Genomic DNA, 17,004 nt, shown 5'->3' with positions numbered 1-17,004 from the left:
TCCGGCGGGAGGGGGCGGCAGAATGGCGGTCCATGTCTCGATGGGTCGCTTGCGCCGCGCTCGTCCTCGGCCTTGCTTCGGGTCCGCTCGCGCGCGCTGGCGAGCCGGAGAACGTCGCCGTCGTGACGGGCGCGGCGACCGAGGAGGTGAAGGCGACGGTTGACGGCAAACCGCTCGCGCTCGGGACCGGCATGGCCACGCGCCCCGTACGCGACGGGAAGGAGGACGCCCGCCGTTCGGTCTCGGCCTTGGCCGCGCGCGGGCCTCTGCCCGCGACCGACGCGAAGACCGCCAAACCATTGCCTTCCACGACGACGAAAAAGATGCGTGACCTCGGGTACTGAGGGACCATGGCGAGCACGAAAGCCAGCACGACGAAATTGACGAAAACCACCAAAAAGGCGGCCGCGAAGACGGCCAAAACGACGGCGAAGAAGGCCGCTCCCCCGGCGAAAAAGGCGGTCCGTGGGGCGAGCAAGATGGAGGGACCCGGCGGGATACTCGATCGGTTCCGCGCCATTTGCATGAGTTTTCCCGAGGCGACCGAGGTCGAGGCCTGGGGACATCCGACGTTCCGGGTGCGCGATAAAATCTTCGCGGGGATCGGCGGGGAGAACGGCGTGTGGTCGTTCGGGGTGAAGACCACGTTCGAGATGCAAGCCGGGCTCGTGGCCACCGATCCGCGATTCACGATCGCGAAATACGTGGGCAAGCACGGGTGGGTCGACGTGCGACTCGATGAGCAGGACGATGATCCGCTCGACTGGAACGAGGTGCGGGCCCTCGTCGCGGGGAGCTACAAAATGATCGCCCCGAAAGCCCTCGCCGCACGCGTGGACGACTGAGCCGCGCCGCCTCCCCACGTCACATCGTTGACGTATCCGCGGGAAATTCCTTCCGAGGTGTAATCGATTTTGCAGATTTCCCGCTCGACGCTGCCACGAGCGACGTGATAGTCCATTCGTTGGACTGCATAGGTTCGTGGAGAGTGTAATGGATTCGGCTTGGTTCCAGCATTGCCCTGGTATCCTCGTGGCCACGAGCCAGGAGGGCGCGATTTCCGGCTTCAATCCTGAGGCCGAGCGTGTCCTTGGAGCTGAGCGCGTGCGAGGCGGATCCTTGTTCGAGTCCCTTCACCCCGATTACAGGGACACGGTCGCGTCGGCGTGGGCGACGATGAGCGAGGGCGAAGACTGGAATGCCCTCTGCCAAATGCGTGACGCCGAGGGGCTCTATCGCTCGTTCTCCTTGCACGCGCGGCGTGCGCCGGGTCGCTCCGAGATCTACGTCACCATTGTCCCGACGCCGCGCGTCTCCTCGGGTCGGCTCGCCGTGCCGCCTGCCGAAGACCTCGCATTGCTGCCCCCGACCGCGCCCGAGCGTGTCCTTCGCGCGATCCTCGATAGCCTGGATCTATCGGCATACGTGATCGATCAAGAGGGCACGTACCTGCTGCATGACGGCAAAGGATGCAGGACCGGTGGCAACGAGCCCGGGACGCTCATCGGACAGAACCTCTTCGAGCTTTACAAGGACGTGACCGATGGAGTGGCCGCCATCCGTCGCGCGCTCGAGGGAGAGTTCATCAATTCAACGAATGATGCCCTCGACATCCTGTGGGAGAGCTGGTTCGTCCCGATACGCAACAAGGAGGGCGAGACCACGCACATGCTGGGCCTGACGCTCGCCAAGAGGGACATGCGAAAAGCAATGCTCGAGCTCCGGGCGAAGATGGAGCTCATCGAGCGGCAAGAGGAGGTCATCCGGAACCTGGAGACACCCGTGATTCAGGTCTGGGAGAACGTGGTCACGCTCCCGATGATGGGCGTCGTCGATAGCCGGCGCGTGGCGCGCGTGATGGATGACCTGCTTTCGGCCGTGGTGCGCACGTCGGCGCGGTTCGCGATCCTCGATCTGACCGGCGTCGATATGGTCGACACGATGACGGCGAGCCACCTCTTCAGCCTCATTCGCGCGATCCGGCTGCTCGGCGCGGAGGGCATCGTCACGGGGATCCGGCCAACGGTGGCGCAGACGATGGTGACGCTCGGGCTCGATCTGTCGAGCCTGACGACCTGCGCGAACCTGCGGGAGGGGCTAAGGCTCTGCATTCGGCGGATGGCAGACGAGACGCGTGTTCGTCGGGCCGAACCGGCTCAATAACCGACCATGTCCTCCTGCCGCGGCAGGTTCTCCACCTCGCGCGGGCCCTCCGCGAGCAAGGTGCGGCCGCGGCGGAGCGCGAGGTGGCAATCCCGCACTGTGGTGCAATCGCGGATCCAGCCGACGATTTTCGACCGGCCCGCCACGACCTCGACGTCGAACGCCCAGACCATGGCCATGAGCGGCCAGACGAAGAAGCGGCCGGGGCTCACCCGGCTGCGCAGGGCCGGCGGGACTTCTTCGCCGCCGAAATGGCCCTCGGCCGCAGAGAGAATGAATCCGGTGAGCGCCGAGCGGAACGTCTGGTTCGCATAGACGTGCTCGATGCAGCGTTTGTAAAAGCGATACCCGGGGCTCGTCGGTTCGAGGCTCACGGCGCCGAGGAACCCGCCCGCCTCGGTGAGCTCGGCGATGGCGCGCAAGCTGGCGGCGTCCGAGACGCCATTGAAGCGGTCAGCGCCGAGGCCGATCGAGCAGAGCAGCTTGAGCTTCACGCCTTCGAGCGAGGCGACTGCGCCGACGGAAACCGCGTCCTCGATCGGATCGCCGAGCCCCTCTTCGTCGCCGCGCATCAGCGAATCCGAGCCGCCGTCGACGAGGACCACCGCGTCGACGGCGTGCCGGCGGACGAGCTCGGCATAAAAAGCGCGGAGGGCGGGCACGGTGAAGGCCCGTGCATAATAAGCGTAGACGAAATGCGGCGCGCCCTCGGGGCGCTCTTGATCGAGGAAGCTCGCGAGGTGCACCTCGGGGCCGTAATCGGGCGGGGGGCTCGAATGCCCGAGGACCCGCTTGACGACGGCGCCGGTCTCGGCCGTGTACACGACGGGCGCGTCGTCGATGCGCTCGGGCTCCCCGAACGAATAACTACCGAGGATCACGCGCTTGCCGAGGCGCTCGAGCTCGGGCAGGAGCGTCGCGCCTTGCAAGAAATCGAAGCCTCCCCCGCAGCCGCAGAGGAGGACGGTCTCGATGGCGGGGTCGGCGAGGCGCGCGAGGAAGGTCGGGAGCATGGCGCGGTGCCGAGGTTACCACGGCGGCGGTCGAGGCGCGTAGCGCGAGCGCGTCAGCGGCGTCGTTTCGGCGTGCCGGGCTCGATGTGCCTTGGTTGCGCGCGTCCCTCGCCGCGGAGCCGGGCCGCGAGGTAGTCGTGGTTCATTTGCGTGATGACCTGGAGGGGGATGCTTTTCGGGCATGCGGTCTCGCATTCACCCGCGAATGTGCAATGGCCGAATCCCTCGACCGCCGCGGCCCGGACCATGCGCAGCGCGCGCCGCCCTCGCTCGGGCTGGCCCTCCGGGAGTTTTCCGAGGTGCGTGATCTTGGCGCCCGTGAAGAGCGCGGCCGAGGTATTCGGGCAAGCCGCGATGCAGGCGCCGCACGCGATGCACGCCGCGGCATCCATGGCTTGCTCGGCAAGGTCCTTGGGGATCGTCGAGGTGTTCGCCTCCGGCGCATTGCCCGTGTTCACCGTAACGTAACCACCCGCGGCGATGATTCGATCGAGCGCGCTGCGGTTGATGACGAGGTCCTTGATGAGAGGAAATGCTTTCGCCCGGAAAGGCTCGATCCAGAGCGTCTCTCCATCGCGGAAGTTGCGGAGATAGACCTGGCACGCGGCCGCGCCCTGGAGCGGGCCGTGCGCGAGGCCGTTGACCATGAATCCGCAGGTGCCGCAAATGCCTTCGCGGCAATCGCTGTCGAATGCGATCGGTTCCTCGCCGTTTTGCACGAGGCCCTCGTTGACGACGTCGAGCAGCTCGAGCAGCGACATGTCGGGCGAGGCCTCCGCGGTCTCGTACCGGACGAACCGGCCGGGCTCCTCGGGGCTTCGCTGACGCCAGACCTCGAGCGCGATCCGCATCACTTGTAGCTCCTTTGCATGGGCGGGGCCGCCTCGAAGACGAGCGGCTCCTTGTGCAGGACGTGGGGTTCACCCTCGCCGCGCCATTCCCATGCGGCGACGTAGCCGAAATGCTCGTCGTCGCGCAGGGCCTCGCCGTCCGGCGTCTGGTACTCCTCTCGGAAATGGCCGCCGCAGGACTCCTCGCGGCGGAGGGCGTCGCGGCAGATGAGCTCGGCGAGCTCGAAATAATCGGCGACACGGCCGGCGGTTTCGAGCTCCCGGTTCAAGGATTCGCCCTGGCCGGGGATGAGGATTTCCCGGTAAAACCTCTCGCGCATCTCGGGGATCTGGGCGAGTGCGCTTTCGAGGCCTGCGCGGTTCCGCGACATGCCGCATTGGTCCCAGAGCAGCTTGCCGAGCTCGCGGTGGAACGAGGCGGCGGTGCGCTTGCCGTGCACCGAGAGCAGCCGCTCGATGCGGGATGCCGTATCCTTGCGCGCCTCTCCGAACGCGGGGTGAGAATCGTCGATGGACGGCGGCTTCGCGCGCGCGAGGTAGCTGCCGACGGCGAGCGGCGCGATGAAATAGCCGTCCGCGAGGCCCTGCATGAGCGCGCTCGCGCCGAGCCGGTTTGCCCCGTGGTCGGAGAAGTTCGCCTCGCCGATGACGAAGAGGCCGTCGATCGTGCTCATGAGATCATAATCGACCCAGAGGCCGCCCATCGTGTAATGAATGGCCGGGTAGATGCGCATCGGGGTGCGGTAGGGGTCCTCGCCGGTGATTTCGGCGTACATGGCGAAGAGGTTTCCATACCGCTCGCCGATGACGCTCGCGCCGAGGCGGCGAATGGCGTCCGCGAAATCGAGGTAGACGCCAAGGCCACTCTTGCCGACGCCGCGGCCCTCGTCGCAAACAGCCTTGGCCGCGCGGGAGGCGACGTCGCGCGGCGTGAGGTTTCCATAACTCGGGTAGCGGCGCTCGAGGTAATAGTCGCGCTCGGCCTCGGGGATCTGCTCGGGCGTTCGTTCGTCCCCGGCGCGGAGCGGGACCCAGATGCGGCCGTCGTTGCGGAGCGATTCGCTCATGAGCGTGAGCTTCGATTGGTGCTCGCCGCTGACGGGGATGCACGTGGGGTGGATCTGCGTGAAGCAGGGGTTCGCGAAGTACGCGCCGCGGCGATGGGCGCGCCAGATCGCGGTCGCATTCGAGTTGCGCGCGTACGTCGAGAGGTAATAGGCATTGCCGTACCCGCCCGTGGCGAGGACGACGGCGTCGGCGACGAACGTGCGGATCTCGCCGGTCACGAGGTCACGCGCGACGATGCCGCGGGCTTTGCCGTTGGCGACGACGAGGTCGAGCATCTCCGTGCGCGGCGAGATGCGCACCGTGCCCGCCTGGACCTGGCGGAGCAGGGCCTGGTAGGCGCCGAGGAGGAGCTGCTGGCCCGTCTGGCCGCGCGCATAAAACGTGCGGGAGACCTGGGCGCCGCCGAAGGAGCGGTTCGCGAGTTTTCCGCCGTATTCACGGGCGAACGGGACGCCCTGCGCGACGCATTGATCGATGATGCGCAGGCTCACCTCGGCGAGTCGGTAGACGTTGCCCTCGCGGGCCCGGTAATCGCCGCCCTTGATCGTGTCCTGGAAGAGGCGCTGCACGCTGTCGCCGTCGTTCTGGTAGTTCTTCGCGGCATTGATACCGCCTTGGGCCGCGATGCTGTGCGCGCGGCGGGGGCTGTCGTGGAAGAAGACGCATTCGACGCGGTAGCCGAGCTCGCCGAGCGTGGCGGCGCACGAGGCGCCCGCGAGGCCCGTGCCGACGACGAGCACACGGTATTTGCGGCGGTTCGCCGGGCTCACGAGCGCGTATTCGAGCTTGCGGCGCTCCCATTTCTGCGGAAGAGGACCGCCGGGGATCTTGCCGTCGAGGTGCATGAATTTCCCCTACCGCCCCCTCGTGAAAGAGAGCGCGAGCGCGGTGATCGGAATGGCGGCGAGGCCCAGGGCGACGATCAGCGCGAGGACGACGGACAGCCGCCGGAGCGCGCGCAGCCGGTCACGATGCAGGGTGAGCCCCAGCGATTGCGTCATCGCGAGCACGCCGTGCGAGACGTGCAAGCCGAGCGCGATCATGCTGACCACGTAAATCACCGTGGGCACGACCGAGGCGAACGCGACCGAGACATTGGAATACACGCGCCCTGGGGCGTACGCGGGGTGCGCGAGACCGAGGGTCAAATGGAGGACGTGATAGACGACGAAGCCGAGGAGGACGAGGCCGGTCCAGAGCATCGAGCGCGCGCCGAGGCTGCTCGCCGCGCGTTCGTAGCGGCCATACGAGATCGGACGCGCGACCTGCTTGCGCATGTAGAGGTCGAGCGCGACGACCACGTGTACGCCGAACGACGCGAAGAGGACGGCGCGGGCCGACCAGAGCAGGGCGGCATTTTGGTGGAGGAGAGCGCCATACGCGTCGAGCGCCTCGGGGCCGGCGAAATAAAGCAGGTTGCCCGCGAGGTGCAGGACGACGTACACCGTGAGCACGATCCCGCTCACCGCCATGAGCGCCTTCTTGGCGACGCTCGTCGTTCCGAATTCCACGCTCGTCGCCATCGCGGGCCCTCCTCCCTGTACGACGATCCGGAGTTCTCAGCGGGGATATCCGTAGTAATAAACGCGCGGCTGCGCAGGGCCTCGCTGGATGACCACCGAGCGTGGATAAAAGAACGGATCGTACCACCAGTACGGATACGCCCCGCCGCCCCAGCCATAACCATACCCGTACGTCACCGTGGACGGAGGAGGCTCGATGGTGCGCCGCTCGAACGGGGTCCGCTGCGTGACGACACGATCGTCGGTGTGCACGCGCCAGACGATGTCGAATTGCGGCAGGTCGCGGGCGCCCCGGAGCGACTCCGGGAGCGGGAAGTAGGCGTCGATCGTCGTCGATTCGCCGCGCGGGACCACGACGACGGGCATCCCCTCGTGGGTCGCATTCGCGAGCGCAGGCGCGGTCTCGCCCGCCATGTCGGCGAACTGCACGCGGAGCTCGCGTGTATCGACGGTCCACGGTTCGGTGCCGTCCTCGTTCGCCACGACGAAGCGGACGTGCAGCGCGCGGACCGGTTTCTCGTCCTCGGAGAGACGCACGTCCGTCACGCCAAACGAGCTCACCCGCACGTCCCCTTTGCCAGAGCCCGGCGGGATGTCGTACCGCGCCGCGGGATATCCTGATACCGACGCGTTGGCTTGTTCGGCGGGCTGATAATAATACGAGCTGCCGCATCCGGTCACGGCGAGCGCGAGGGCGAGGAGCAAACGGCGCATGTCCTCCGATCCGTGCAACCTTCATGCGCAGGGGGAGCGCGACCGTCTTTCCAGGACGCCCGTTCGCGGGCCCTCCGAGGCGGACTCCTCCGTGGCACTGTGCAATCGTCACCGTGCCCGCCTTGCGCACGGAACGTGCATGAAGTGCAAAGTCAATCGAATAGGAGGGGGTCATCATGGCTGGATTCATGCGCAGACGAGAAGGCCGAGAAGGACAGGGGCAATCGCGCGAGATGACGCAGGCAGGCGCCCGGGAGCCGGGTCGGGAGCAGCGGCTCGCGACCGTGGATCCGTTCCGCGCGCTCGGTTACGGAGATCCATTCCGGCGCATGCGCGAGATGCTCTCCTGGGATCCGTTCGCCGAAATGGAGTCCTTCCTGCCGCAAGGCCGGGCCTTCATGCCCGACATGGAGGTGCGCGAGACGAAGGATGGATACATGATCCGCGCGGATCTGCCGGGGCTGAAGGAGGACGACGTCTCGATCGACGTCTCCGGCCGGCGGCTCACGATCAGCGGCAGGCGCGAGGAGGAGCAGCGCGACGAGGGCGACCGATACTGGGCCTACGAGCGCTCGTACGGGAGTTTTACCCGGTCGTTCACGCTGCCCGAGGGGATCGATCCGGAGCGGATCGAAGCAAACCTGAACAGCGGCGTGCTGGAGGTGGTCATCCCGAAATCGAAGGCAGAAGAGCCGAAGCGCATCAGCGTGAAGCGGGGTGAAGGCCGCGCAGAGGAGCAAGCCGTGCAATCGGGCGTGCGTCCGCAAACCTCGGCGAGCGGCGCGTCGGGCACGGGCGCGAGCACGACCGCGGGACAAACATCCGCGACAGGCACGACAGGCGCGACGAGCACGGCTGGCGGGACGCACGGGACCTCGCAAGCCACGACGGGCGCGGGAAGCAGTGAACAGGGCATGACGCAGGGCGGCTCACGGGAGAAGGCGGCCTAGCAGCCCGATTTACAAGGGCGCCGCGGCGCTGCTATCACTGCCCGCGTGCTGCCGCTCGCGGAGGTCGTGCTGCTCGCCGGGATTCAGGGCCTCGCCGAGGCGCTGCCGATCTCGCGTTCGGGGCACGACGCAGTCGCTCGTCTCTGGCTCGATCCGGGGCGAAGCGCCGCGGCGCTCGAGTCGATCCTGCACGTCGCGACGGCCTCCGCGTTGCTCGTCGGCGCCCGGCGGAGCCTCGTCGCCGCGGTCTCCGAGGGCCTCAGGGCTGTCGCGCGTCCTTCGCTCGTGCGTTCGTCGCCGGGCGCGCACGACGCGGCCGTGCTCGTGGTCGCCGCGGGCACGAGCTTGCTCGCGCGCGCGCTCGCGGCGCCCTACGTCGAGCTCTGGAGCGGCGCGCCGATCGCGGTGGGCTTCGGCCTCGTCTGGACGGGGCTCGTCGTGGCCACGATGAGCCTCGCCCCGGCCGGGCGCGAGGAGGCGCCGCCGCTCTCGCTCGCCGCGCTGCTCGGCCTCGTGCACGGGACGGGCGCACTGCCCGGCGGCTCGGACGTGGGCGCGGCGCTCGTGATCACGATGTGGATGGGCACGAAGCCCGAGCGCGCGCTCGATCTTGCGTTCGCGCTCACGGGCATCACGCTGCTTGCGTCGTTCGTCTCGGGCCTGTTCGGGATGCCGGAGGTCCCGGAGATGGGCGCGCCGGCGATCGGCTTCGGCCTTTTGACGGCTTTCCTCGGCGCGACGGTCGCGATCGGCCTCGCGCGCAGCTTGCTCGAAAAACACGCCCTTGCGCGGCTTGCGTTCTGGATCCTCCCCTTGGGCTTCGCCACGGTCTCGTACGGCCGTTCGTTCGGCGAGGTTTCGGCAGGGGAGGCACCGGCGTCGCCCGTGATGGCCGTTATGTCCATGGATGACAAACCATGCAATCCGCTCCTTCCGTCTACGCCCTGATCCTCGCCGGCGGCGCCGGCACGCGTTTCTGGCCGGCCTCGCGCGCCGCGCGGCCGAAGCAGCTCTTGCCCCTCGTCGGGAAGTCCCCGCTCATCCGGCAGACGGCGGAGCGGATCACGCCGCTCGTCGGCTGGGATCGGCTCTTCGTGGCGACGGGCAAGCACCTCGTGGAGCAGACGGCCGAGGCATTGCCGGAATTGCTCGCCGAGAACACGCTCGTCGAGCCCGCCGCGCGGAACACGGCGCCTTGCATTGGTTGGGCGGTCTTTCACATTGCCCGGACGGACCCGGACGCCGTGTTGATGGTCCTGCCGAGTGATCACCACGTGCGCGACGTCCCGGGTTTTCGGCGCGCGCTCGAGCGCGCGGTGGCGTCGGCCGCGAGCGGGACGATCACGACGATCGGAATCAAGCCCACGCACCCGGAGACGGGGTATGGGTACATCGAGCTCGAAGGAGAAGCGCGCGGCGTCGAGGCGCTTCTGGCGAAGCGGTTCGTGGAGAAGCCGGACGCGGCGCGCGCGGAAAGCTTCGTGGCCGGCGGCAAGCATCTCTGGAATGCGGGGATGTTCTTTTTCCGGGTACGCGACATGGTGGAGGCGATCCGCGCGCACATGCCCGCCCTCGCCGAGGGGCTCGACGCGATCGACCGCGCCGCCGAGGAGGGCGAGGAGCAAGCCGCGCTCGAACGAATCTTCCCGACATTGCCGTCGATCAGCATCGATCACGGCGTGATGGACCACGTCGACCATTTCGCCGTCGTCCCCGGCGATTTCGGCTGGAGCGACGTGGGGAGTTTTCAGACGGCATTCGATCTCGCCGAGAAGGACGCGCAGCAGAATGCGGCGCCCCCGAGCGCGCTGTTCGTCGACGCGCGGCGGAACCTGGTGCTCGATCTGCGCGCAGGGGCCGAGGAGGGAAAACGCGTGATTGCGCTCGTCGGCGTGGAGGATCTCGTGGTGGTGGAGACCGACGACGCTTTGCTCGTGGTGCCGCGGGCGCGGGCGCAGGACGTGAAAGAGGTGGTCGCGGCGCTCAAGGCGCGCGGACGAACCCGCCTCGTTTGATACGGAAGTCCGTTCCGCTCATGTGGGGACGGACGCTCGCGAGGGGTGGACAGGCCGGTCGCGAGGCTCCATTCTTCCCCCGGCCATGAAGGGACACGCGCGCCACATCATGACGCATCACGCCGACGCCGTCTCGCTCGGGACGCCGCTCGAGGAGATCGCACGGCTGCTCGTGGACGCGCGGATCGGCGGCGTCCCGGTCGTCGACGAGCACGAGCGCGTGGTCGGATTCGTGAGCGAGACGGATCTGATGGCGACGCTCTTGCAAGGGCAGACGCCCGGAGCCGCGGCGCGCGACGTGATGAGCCACCCGCCGATCGTCGTGGACGAGTTCGCCACGACGGACGAGGTGATGACCATTCTCCGCACGGGCCAGATTCACCATTTGCCGGTGGTGCGGAGCGGACGGCTCGTCGGGATCATCACCCCGCTCGACGTGCTCAGGTATTTCGTGGAAAAAGTGATGCCGCCCGAGCCCGAAGTGGGCTGACGGTCAGCAGGTTGTCGAGAAACGCCGCGAGCGCCCTGGAGCTAGGGAGGACGACGACCGACGATCCAGGGCGTGCAGCAAGTTTATCGACAATCTGCTAGAGATTGAAGAATTGCGCGCAGCAGCTCGTGTCGACGCCGCAGCCCTGGGCGTCGGTGTTCGTGCAGGTGCCGACGACCATGTCGCCCTGCGTGCACGTACACGTCGTCATTCCGCCGCCGGCGGGGGTATCGCAGACCGTCGAATAAACAACGCCCTTGCAGGTGGTGTCGCAGCCGCAGCTCGTCGCGCCATCCGGCCCGCCGCTCTCGAAGCATCCGCTGTCGACGCAACCGTTCGCCTCCTGGCAGGCCTCCACGGCTTCCGCCTCGTCGTTGCACTCGGGCGGCGGGTCGTCCGGACAGTCCTTCGCGGCGGGGATGTAACACGCGAAGAGCGTGCCCACTTCGTCCTCGCATTCGGCGCCGGCGTCGGCGAAAACCTTATCGCAGAACTCGCTGCAATTGTCGATCTCCATGCCGCAGTTGTTGACCTCGCCGATGTGGCAGAAATCCATGCAAGCCTGCTTGGCGTCGCCCGGCGATGCGCCGCCGCTACCGCCCGCGCCGCCGCTGCCGCCCGCGCCGCCGCTGCCGGCCGAGCCGCCCTGCCCGTTATTCGTGACGTCGCCGCCACACGCCGCGAGGGTTTGCGCGGCACCCAAAAGGAAAAGCCCAACCAAGGAAAGACGAAGCATTCGCATGCCGCGACGATACCCGGTCCGCGTGGCTATGTCGAGGACGCTTCCGTGCGCGTGCCTTATGCGCGCGTGATCGGGAGGTGCGCCGCAGGTAACTCATCGTAACGTTTGCCTGTGCGCGGATGCGCCGCGTCCGGGGCGACGTCGAGCAGCGGGCGGAGCGCAAAGACGCGGCCTTCGAGGCGCGGATGCGGGACTTCGAGGCCGGGCTCGTCGATGCATTCACCCTCGATCCAGAGGATGTCGATGTCGATCGTGCGCGGCCCCCAGCGGACGGGATCCGGCCTTACGCGGCCGAGCGCGCGCTCGATCGCCTGCGTCCGTGCGAGGACGTCACGCGCCGGCAAAGCCGTGGAGACGAGGACGGCGCCATTCAAATAATCCCCCTGGGGCGGCCCGCCGGCCGGCGGCGTGACGTAGAGCGGCGAGCAGTCGACCACGACAAACCCCGGCGTGGCGCCGAGCTCGGCGATGGCGCGCTCGATCGTGGCGGCACGGTCGCCGAGGTTCGAGCCGAGGGCGAGGGCGATGCGCCGGGCTTGCTGCATGCGTGTCGTGTAGGGCGCGGGCTCAGTCATGAGGATCGGTGGAGCGGCGGCCGTTCGCGACGCGGCGGCCTTCGGGGCGGGGCGGGAAGGCGCGTCGATCCTCGCCCCAGCGGCGCGGAATGGGCGACCTGCGTTCGACGCCGCTGCCCGTGCGTACGGTGACGCCGACGAAGAGCGCGCGGAGCTCTTCGAACGTCTCCGGGCGCGCGGCGACGACGGTGGCCGCGTGGTTGCGGCAGAGGTGGAGTGTGCGTCCCTCGACGTAAACGCGGACGAGCGAGGTCGTCGCCGAGGCCTCGGCGGCGCAGACGGCGCAAGCGTGGGCGGGCGGGGCCATGCGCGAACCCTCGTCGAGAGGGGCCGCGCGGGCCAAGTTTTTGCGGGTCGAAATCAACGCGAGCGGGCGGTCTTTTCGGCCCACTCGATGACGCTGGCCGCCTGGTCCTTGCCGGTGAAGCGGCTGAGCTCCTGGATGCCGGTCGGGCTCGTGACGTTCACCTCGGTGAGGTGCTCGCCGATGACGTCGAGGCCAACGAAGTAGAGGCCGTCAGCCTTGAGGCGCGCGCCGACGGAGCGGACGAGCTCGCGCTCGCGCGGCGTGAGGTCGGTCGGGACGACGCGGCCGCCGACGTGGATGTTCGAGCGGATCTCGTCGCCGCGCGGCACGCGCAGGATCGCGCCGAGGGGTTCGCCGTCGAGCAGGAGGATGCGTTTGTCGCCCTCGGACACAGCCGGGAGAAACTCCTGCACCATCGCGAGCCGCTGTCCTTCGCCGGTGAGCATGTCGGCGATGGCGCGGGCGTTCTTGTCGTCCGAGCGGAGCATCATGACGCCCCAGCCGCCGGCGCCGTCGAGCGGCTTGATGACGGCGCTTCCGCCGACGTCGCGGACGAAGTCGTGGATCATGTCGCGATCGGCCGTGACGAGGGTCTTCGGCGTCCACTCGGAGAAGCCGAGTGCGTAGAGTTTTTCGTTCGCGTCGCGAAGGCCCCGCGGGTCGTTGACGATGAGCGTTTTGCCGCGCGCGGGTTCGAGCATGAGCGTCGCGTAGAGGTAGGCCTGGTCGAAGGGCGGGTCCTTGCGGATGAAGACGGCCTCGACGTCGTGCAGCGGCAGGCGCTGCGCGCCTTCGTCCCGACGGAGCGTGATGTACGGCGGATCGGAGAGGATCTCGACACGGTGCGCCGTGGCAAACGGAAATCCCTGCGAGACGTAGAGGTCCTGCGGCAAGCAGTGGAAGCTCTGATGACCTCGCGCCTGCGCCGCGCGGATGAACGCGAAGGTGGTGTCCTTGTCGTGCGTCACGCGGGTCAGGGGGTCCATCACGAACACGAAGCGCATGGTTTGGCTCTCCCGTCGGGGATCGAATGCTCTCTCCGGCCACGGTTGATCCCCGCGGCACGGCCGGGGCATCCTAGCGCACGCGCGGGGCGCCCGCGCAGAGGAGCTACTTCATGCGAACTCTCCGTGCCCTCTCGACGGCATCGTTTGCCGCCGCCCTCGCGCTGCTCGTCGCCCTGCCCGGTTCGGGCTGCAGCGCACCGGCCGCACGCTCGCCGGACGAGGCCACGGCGAAGGCCCCGCCGCCCGCGCCCACGCCCGCCGCGCCCGCCGCGAACCTGATCCCCCAAGGCTCCGCGCAAGCGCCCGCGCCGGCCGCGCCCGCGGCGAAGGCGAAGCACAAGTACGCCGTGGCGACGGAGAACGCGACGGCGTCGGCGATCGCGATGGACGTGCTCGCCCGCGGCGGGAGCGCGGTCGACGCGGCGATCGCGGGGGCTTTCGCGATCGGCGTGGTGCATCCGGTGTCGAGCGGGATCGGGGGCGGCGGGTTCGCGACGGTGTACGACGCGAAAACGAAGGAGATCCGGATCCTCGATTTCCGGGAGACCGCGCCGCAGGACCTCGTGCCGACGGAGCTCGCGAAGCGGCCGGTGCCCGAGGACAAACGCGGCGTGATGACGGGCGTGCCGGGGGAAGTCGCGGGCATCGCGGAGCTGCATGCGCGCTGGGGCAAGCTCGCGATGACGGATCTCGTGCGCGGCGCGGCGGACGCGGCGGAGAAGGGTTTTCCCGTGAGCGCGCACATGGTGCGGGCGCTCAAGTGGAACGAGAAGTGGCTGCTTTCGACGCCGCGGTACGGGCTCTTCGCGAAGGCCGGCGCGATCGTGCCGGTGGGCGAGATGGTGAAGAACCCGGCGCTCGCCGCGACGCTGCGGAAGATCGCGGCCGAGGGGAAGAAGGCGTTTTACGAAGGGTCGATCGCGGCCGACATCCTTTCGACGGCGCGCGCCGGCAAGTGCCGCATGACGAAGAAGGATCTCGAGGAGTACAAGGTGCTCGAGCGAGAGCCGCTGCGCACGCAGTGGGAAGGCTACGAGGTCGTCACGATGCCGCCGCCCTCGGCGGGTGGGGTGATGATGCTCGAGACGCTCCACATGCACTCGAAGGCGGATCTCGCGGCGCTCGGGCACAACACGGGCGCGTACACGCACCTGCTCGCCGAGACGATGCGCGGCGCGGTGGCGGATCGCGTGCGGCTGCTCGGCGATCCGAAATTCGTGAAGATGGATCTGGCGAAGATCGTGAGCCCCGAGCGGATGAAGGCGCGGCGCGCGAAGATCTCGATGACGTCGACGACGAAGGCCGAGAACTTCCCCGTGAACGACGCGGGCACGACGCACATCGTGACGGTGGACGCGGAGGGGAACGTCGCGTCGATCACGACGACGGTGAACAACATGTTCGGCGCGCAGCTCGCGACGGAAGCCGGGTTCTTGCTGAACGACGAGCTCGGGGACTTCACGGCCGAGCGCGTGGAGAAGCTGTTCGGCATGTCGAACGGGCCGAACTATCCACGCGGCGGCGCGCGGCCGGCCTCGAGCATGACGCCGACGATCGTGCTGAAGGATGGAAAGCCCGTGCTCGCGCTCGGCGGGTCGGGCGGGACGCGCATCGCGACGGGGACGACGCAGGTGCTCCTGTCGCACCTCGTGTTCGGGATGCCGGTGGACAAGGCCGTGGCCGCGCCGCGCTTCGAGACGCCGCCGACGGGCGGGCTGTTCATCGACGCGGCGATCGGGACCGAGGTGCTGCAAGACCTGGAGAAGCGCGGCGAGGTCGTGGACACGAGCAAGCCGAACTTCTCTGCGGTGCAGGCCGTGTCGATCGCGGAGGGCCCGGACGGCGCGCGGGCGCTTCTGGTCGGCGCCGATCCGCGCAAGGGCGGCGCCGGGCTCGTGCAGTAGGGAAGGTTTGTCGGGGAGGAAGAGGGGTTTGCCGGGTTTGTCCCCGCGAACCCCTCGTGGGGGTTTGGGGGCGTAGCTCGGCTTGTCCGAGCGTAGCCCCCAAGCGGTTATTGCTGCGTGGCGGCGAGGACGAGCTGCGCGCTGCGTTCGTCGTCGAAGTCCGTCGCGAGCGCGTAACCGACGCCGCTCTTCTCGACCGCAGCGACCGAGTAGCCGCGGAGTTTGCCCACGTAGACGGGACGCTCGCGCACGACGCGCGGCTCGAGCCGCGTCACGCGCATCATCGGCACGGCGCGCGGATCGAAGACGTACACCGTGACGCGGTGTTTGCCCTCGACGGTGTATTGCAGGAGCGCGGCGCGTTGATCACGCATCGCGTGCACGCGCGCGCCGTTGAAGCTCGCCACGAACGGCTGGAACGCAGGCCGACGAACGGGCACGCCGACGAGCGGATCAAAACGGACGAGCTCCTCGGGGTTCGTCGTCTCGGGCGGCAAGGGATGCGCGTGAAGCGCGACGAGATCGTCGAGCAGCGAGTCCATGCCAGCCGCAGCCATCTCCGTCGTCGCGCCGCTTCGCGCGAGCTCCGGCGTGACCGCCACGTCCTTCTGGTTCTTCGCGGCCGCCACCGTGAGCGCGACACCGGCCGCAGCCGCGAGCGTCGCAGCGTATTTCCAGCTCACGAGCTTCGCGGAATGGACCTCGCGATCGGCGTCCTTCACGCGGCGCTTCTCGGCGAGCATCGCGGCGTGGAGGCGCGCGCGCATCGCGTCGGGGACACGCTTTTCAGCCGTGCGCTTCATGCTCGCGCGCATCGCGCGAAGGAACGTGACGCGCTCGGAGCACGTGCCGCAATGAAGGACGTGCGCCTCCATGTCGACCGCGTGTCCTGGATCGAGTTCTCCGTCCACGTACGCCGACATGCAACGCGCGAACAACGAGCACTCGTCGGTCATCACCTTGAGCCCATTCATACCGCAGCACTCCGCTTCCGCTTCCGGTACGCCGCGAGGTCCGTCGGAGCCTGGTCGGCCTTGTTCGAGGACCCCTCGCTCACGATGCCCATGGCGACCGCATGGTCGCGCAACGTCTTCTGCAAGAGCTTCCGGCCGCGATGCAGCCGCGACATCACCGTTCCGATCGGCGTGCCCATCGCCTCGGCGATCTCCTTGTAGGAGAGCTCTTCGATGTCGGAGAGCACGACAGCGACGCGGAACTCCGGCGGCAGATCGTCGAGCGCGCGCTGGACCTCGGCCTCGACGAGCGGTGCGAGGGCCGCCGTCTCGGGATCCCGCATGCCACGCATCGTCGTCGCGCCGATCCATCCGTCGGTCAGCGACTCGACGTCCGGACCTTCGAGGATGTCGCGCTCGAGTCCGCCGCGGCGGTAGCGGTTGATGAAGGTGTTCGTGAGGATGCGAAGGAGCCAGGCCTTGAGGTTCGTGCCCGGCTCGAACTGGTCGCGGGCGCGCATGGCCTTCACGACCGTGTCCTGGACGAGATCCTCGGCCTCGGTCGTGCTTCGCGTCATGCGGCAGCTCACCGCATAAAGCGTGTCGAGGTGGCCAAGCAGCTCCACCTCGAACGTGTCGAGCCCCGACGTACCGTCCCCAGCGCCGGAGATGCTCAGGTCCTGGGCGACCGAAGCTGGCTTTTTACTGAAGAAAAACGCCATCGCGGTC

General features: G+C 68.2%; 19 protein-coding genes. 8 read left to right on the top strand and 11 right to left on the bottom strand.

What is annotated here, in order from left to right:
* Window positions 1-32: 32 nt before the first annotated feature.
* The 3 genes from KEG57_RS03525 to KEG57_RS03515 all read left to right on the top strand — a co-directional run bounded on the left by KEG57_RS03525 (window position 33) and on the right by KEG57_RS03515 (window position 2,163).
* Window positions 33-344 (top strand): hypothetical protein, encoded by a 312-nt coding sequence (locus KEG57_RS03525; protein WP_272418014.1) that lies wholly within the window; start codon window positions 33-35, stop codon window positions 342-344.
* 6 nt (window positions 345-350) lie between these two features.
* On the top strand, window positions 351-845 hold the full coding sequence (locus KEG57_RS03520) for an MmcQ/YjbR family DNA-binding protein (RefSeq protein WP_272418015.1): 495 nt from the start codon (window positions 351-353) through the stop codon (window positions 843-845).
* A 148-nt stretch (window positions 846-993) separates the two neighbouring features.
* On the top strand, window positions 994-2,163 hold the full coding sequence (locus KEG57_RS03515) for an STAS domain-containing protein (RefSeq protein ID WP_272418016.1): 1,170 nt from the start codon (window positions 994-996) through the stop codon (window positions 2,161-2,163).
* Here the strand turns inward: KEG57_RS03515 and KEG57_RS03510 are convergent.
* From KEG57_RS03510 to KEG57_RS03490, 5 genes are read right to left on the bottom strand one after another with little or no spacing between them, the layout of a single operon-like run.
* Window positions 2,157-3,176: a DUF1152 domain-containing protein gene (locus KEG57_RS03510; protein ID WP_272418017.1), complete on the bottom strand. Its 1,020-nt coding sequence runs from the start codon at window positions 3,174-3,176 to the stop codon at window positions 2,157-2,159. The two genes, KEG57_RS03515 and KEG57_RS03510, sit on opposite strands and share 7 nt — an antisense overlap.
* 53 nt (window positions 3,177-3,229) lie before the next feature.
* On the bottom strand, window positions 3,230-4,027 hold the full coding sequence (locus KEG57_RS03505) for a succinate dehydrogenase/fumarate reductase iron-sulfur subunit (RefSeq protein WP_272418018.1): 798 nt from the start codon (window positions 4,025-4,027) through the stop codon (window positions 3,230-3,232).
* A complete protein-coding gene (locus KEG57_RS03500; protein ID WP_272458119.1) occupies window positions 4,027-5,940 on the bottom strand; it encodes a fumarate reductase/succinate dehydrogenase flavoprotein subunit in 1,914 nt (637 codons plus the stop codon). The genes KEG57_RS03505 and KEG57_RS03500 overlap by 1 nt, the downstream gene beginning before the upstream one ends.
* A 9-nt stretch (window positions 5,941-5,949) precedes the next feature.
* Window positions 5,950-6,618: a succinate dehydrogenase cytochrome b subunit gene (locus KEG57_RS03495; protein ID WP_272458117.1), complete on the bottom strand. Its 669-nt coding sequence runs from the start codon at window positions 6,616-6,618 to the stop codon at window positions 5,950-5,952.
* A 36-nt stretch (window positions 6,619-6,654) separates the two neighbouring features.
* Window positions 6,655-7,332 (bottom strand): hypothetical protein, encoded by a 678-nt coding sequence (locus KEG57_RS03490; protein WP_272418021.1) that lies wholly within the window; start codon window positions 7,330-7,332, stop codon window positions 6,655-6,657.
* A gap of 188 nt (window positions 7,333-7,520) precedes the next feature.
* Here KEG57_RS03490 and KEG57_RS56430 point away from each other — a divergent pair, with 188 nt between their 5' ends.
* The 4 genes from KEG57_RS56430 (at window position 7,521) to KEG57_RS03470 (ending at window position 10,787) form a co-directional block, all read left to right on the top strand.
* Window positions 7,521-8,282, top strand: a complete 762-nt coding sequence (locus tag KEG57_RS56430) for an Hsp20/alpha crystallin family protein (protein ID WP_272458115.1) — start codon at window positions 7,521-7,523, stop codon at window positions 8,280-8,282.
* Window positions 8,283-8,327: 45 nt separating this feature from the next.
* A complete protein-coding gene (locus KEG57_RS03480; RefSeq protein ID WP_272418023.1) occupies window positions 8,328-9,230 on the top strand; it encodes an undecaprenyl-diphosphate phosphatase in 903 nt (300 codons plus the stop codon).
* Window positions 9,200-10,297 (top strand): mannose-1-phosphate guanylyltransferase, encoded by a 1,098-nt coding sequence (locus KEG57_RS03475; protein ID WP_272458114.1) that lies wholly within the window; start codon window positions 9,200-9,202, stop codon window positions 10,295-10,297. Before KEG57_RS03480 ends, KEG57_RS03475 begins: the two co-directional genes overlap by 31 nt.
* 85 nt (window positions 10,298-10,382) lie before the next feature.
* Window positions 10,383-10,787 carry a CBS domain-containing protein gene (locus tag KEG57_RS03470; protein ID WP_272418025.1) on the top strand — a complete coding sequence of 135 codons (405 nt, stop codon included), beginning with the start codon at window positions 10,383-10,385 and terminating at the stop codon, window positions 10,785-10,787.
* 97 nt (window positions 10,788-10,884) lie between these two features.
* On the opposite strand, the gene KEG57_RS03465 is transcribed toward KEG57_RS03470, so the two are convergent.
* From KEG57_RS03465 to gshB, 4 genes are read right to left on the bottom strand one after another with little or no spacing between them, the layout of a single operon-like run.
* A complete protein-coding gene (locus KEG57_RS03465; RefSeq protein ID WP_272418026.1) occupies window positions 10,885-11,529 on the bottom strand; it encodes a hypothetical protein in 645 nt (214 codons plus the stop codon).
* Between the two features lie 56 nt (window positions 11,530-11,585).
* Complete coding sequence (gene folK, locus KEG57_RS03460; RefSeq protein WP_272418028.1) at window positions 11,586-12,104, bottom strand: 2-amino-4-hydroxy-6-hydroxymethyldihydropteridine diphosphokinase; 519 nt, start codon at window positions 12,102-12,104, stop codon at window positions 11,586-11,588.
* Complete coding sequence (locus KEG57_RS03455) at window positions 12,097-12,411, bottom strand: hypothetical protein (protein ID WP_272418029.1); 315 nt, start codon at window positions 12,409-12,411, stop codon at window positions 12,097-12,099. The genes folK and KEG57_RS03455 overlap by 8 nt, the downstream gene beginning before the upstream one ends.
* Before the next feature lie 53 nt (window positions 12,412-12,464).
* Window positions 12,465-13,415 carry a glutathione synthase gene (gene gshB, locus KEG57_RS03450; protein WP_272418030.1) on the bottom strand — a complete coding sequence of 317 codons (951 nt, stop codon included), beginning with the start codon at window positions 13,413-13,415 and terminating at the stop codon, window positions 12,465-12,467.
* Window positions 13,416-13,528: 113 nt separating this feature from the next.
* Between gshB and ggt the strand changes: the two genes are divergently transcribed.
* Window positions 13,529-15,322, top strand: coding sequence for a gamma-glutamyltransferase (gene ggt, locus KEG57_RS03445; RefSeq protein ID WP_272418031.1), 1,794 nt, complete (start codon window positions 13,529-13,531; stop codon window positions 15,320-15,322).
* Window positions 15,323-15,429: 107 nt separating this feature from the next.
* On the opposite strand, the gene KEG57_RS03440 is transcribed toward ggt, so the two are convergent.
* Both KEG57_RS03440 and KEG57_RS03435 read right to left on the bottom strand, forming a co-directional pair.
* A complete protein-coding gene (locus tag KEG57_RS03440) occupies window positions 15,430-16,296 on the bottom strand; it encodes an anti-sigma factor family protein (protein WP_272418032.1) in 867 nt (288 codons plus the stop codon).
* Window positions 16,293-16,997 (bottom strand): sigma-70 family RNA polymerase sigma factor, encoded by a 705-nt coding sequence (locus tag KEG57_RS03435; protein WP_272418033.1) that lies wholly within the window; start codon window positions 16,995-16,997, stop codon window positions 16,293-16,295. The genes KEG57_RS03440 and KEG57_RS03435 overlap by 4 nt, the downstream gene beginning before the upstream one ends.
* Between the last annotated feature and the right edge of the window lie 7 nt (window positions 16,998-17,004).

The sequence above is a fragment of the Polyangium jinanense genome, from assembly GCF_028435365.1.
Note: the sequence above shows the minus strand (reverse complement) of the source record. Positions and strands in the feature narration are given on the sequence as shown.